Here is a 2,090-nt window from a genome sequence, read left to right as displayed (position 1 = left end):
CGCCTGCAATACGGCTGCACCTGGGTCAACACCCACTTCATGCTGGTCAGCGAAATGCCCCACGGCGGGGTCAAGCTGTCCGGCTACGGCAAGGACCTGTCGATGTACGGCCTGGAAGACTACACCGTGGTGCGCCACGTGATGTTCAAGCACTGACCGCCCACACCCCGGACTACCCAGATCATTTTTCAAGAGGTTTGCATGAACAACATCGAGACGTTCGAAAGGCTCGAGTCCAACGTGCGGATGTACTGCCGCGACTTGCCCCTGGTGTTCGATACCGCACAAGGCAGCAGGATCCGCGGCGAAGATGGCCGCGAATACCTGGACTTCTTCGCCGGCGCCGGCGCCCTGAACTATGGCCACAACGACCCGCGCATGCGCGATGCGCTGATCGCGTATCTGTCGGCCAACGGCGTGACCCACGCCCTCGACCTGCACACCACCACCAAGCGCCAGTTCCTGGAAGCGATCGAGCGCGACCTGTTCAAGCCACGCGGCTGGGACTACAAGGTCCAGTTCACCGGCCCGACCGGTGCCGACGCCGTCGAGGCGGCGTTGAAGCTGGCGCGCAAGGCGACCGGGCGTACCAAGGTCGTATCGTTCTACGGGGCTTACCACGGCATGACCGCCGGCGCCCTGGCCGTCACCGGCAACCGCACTCGCCGTGGCCCCGGGCTTTCCACCGACGTGGTGTTCGTGCCCTACGAAGACAGCCCCTATGGCGAATTCGACAGCATTGGCTTCCTCGAGCGCCTGGCCAACGACCAGGGCAGCGGCTCGGAGCTGCCGGCGGCGGTGATCGTCGAGTCGGTGCAGATCCAGGCCGGCGTCTACCCGGCTTCCAACCAATGGCTGCAACGCTTGCGCAAGTGGACCACCGACCACGGCGTGCTGCTTATCTGCGACGAGATCCAGGCCGGTTGCGGCCGCACCGGCGACTTCTTCGGCTTCGAGCGCTCCGGGGTGGTGCCGGACCTGATCACCTGCGCCAAATCGATCGGCGGCTTCGGCCTGCCGATGGCGATCGTGTTGCTTCGTGCCGGGCTGGATGTATGGCAACCGGGCGATCACATCGGCACCTTCCGCGGCAACCAGTTGGCGTTCCTGACCGCCCGCATCGCGCTCAGCTATTGGCACGATGAGCAGTTCCTGAAATTGCTGGCCGACAACTGCGCGGCCATGGAGCGCGCGGTTGCCGGCTTTGCGGAAATTCCAGGCGTCGCGTTCGCGCGTTGTCGCGGCATGATCGCCGGCATCGATTTCGGCCGCGGCAACGTCGAGGTCGCCAAGGACGCCCAGCAGCGCGTGCTGCAAGCGGGCGTGCTGGTCGACCGCTGCGGCCCGAATGGCGAAATCATCAAGCTGATGCCACCGCTGAACACTCCGACCGACCAACTCGAAGACGGCCTCAGGGCCTTCGGCGAATCGGTCGCGGCAGCGCTGGGCGAATAGCTGCCAGGGTCACCCTTCGGCCTGTGTTGAAGCGCAGGCCGGAGACCTGTTGGACATCAGCCAGAACAATAATCAGGAGACCTCGAGCGTGCGTGAACACAATGATGAAAGCGTCGAGTTCGAAGTGTCCGTGATCGGGCTCGGAGCCATGGGAACCATCATGGCCCAAGCGTTGCTCAGGCAAGGCAGGCGCGTGGCGATCTGGAACCGCTCACCCGGCAAGGCCGCGGCGCTCGTCGCCGCTGGCGCTCACCTGTGCGAGAGCGCCGAAGCCGCGCTGGCTGCAAGCCCGGCCACGATCTTCGTGCTCCTGGACAACCAGGCGACCCATGAGGTGCTCGGGATGCCAGGTGTGATGCAGGCACTGGCCAACCGTACGATCGTGGATTACACGACCAACGCCCGGGACGAGGGCCTGGCGCTTCAGAGTCTCGTCAACCGCGCGGGCGGCCATTACGTCAAAGGGATGATCGTGGCCTACCCGCGCAATGTTGGTCGTCGCGAAAGCCACAGCATTCATACCGGTGATCCTGAGGCCTTCGAACGGCATCGGGCGCTGCTTGAGGGGCTTGCCGGTCATACGACGTTCCTCCCCTGGGACGAAGCATTGGCCTTCGCCACCGTGCTCCACGCGC

The 2,090-nt window shown here is 64.7% G+C and carries 3 protein-coding genes; all 3 read left to right on the top strand.

The features are described from left to right. The first annotated feature begins 3 nt into the window (after window positions 1-3). Entirely contained in the window at window positions 4-156 is a 153-nt protein-coding gene (locus tag CR162_RS21875; protein ID WP_422903636.1) for an aldehyde dehydrogenase family protein, read from the top strand. A 45-nt stretch (window positions 157-201) separates the two neighbouring features. Further along, window positions 202-1,455 carry an aspartate aminotransferase family protein gene (locus CR162_RS21870; protein WP_021264767.1) on the top strand — a complete coding sequence of 418 codons (1,254 nt, stop codon included), beginning with the start codon at window positions 202-204 and terminating at the stop codon, window positions 1,453-1,455. 49 nt (window positions 1,456-1,504) lie between these two features. Next, window positions 1,505-2,090, top strand: a 586-nt coding sequence (locus tag CR162_RS21865) for an NAD(P)-binding domain-containing protein (RefSeq protein WP_218014961.1), incomplete at its 3' end; no start/stop codon positions are given.

The organism is Teichococcus rhizosphaerae, from assembly GCF_002631185.1.
GTDB classification, from domain to species: domain Bacteria; phylum Pseudomonadota; class Alphaproteobacteria; order Acetobacterales; family Acetobacteraceae; genus Pseudoroseomonas; species Pseudoroseomonas rhizosphaerae.
Note: the sequence above shows the minus strand (reverse complement) of the source record. Positions and strands in the feature narration are given on the sequence as shown.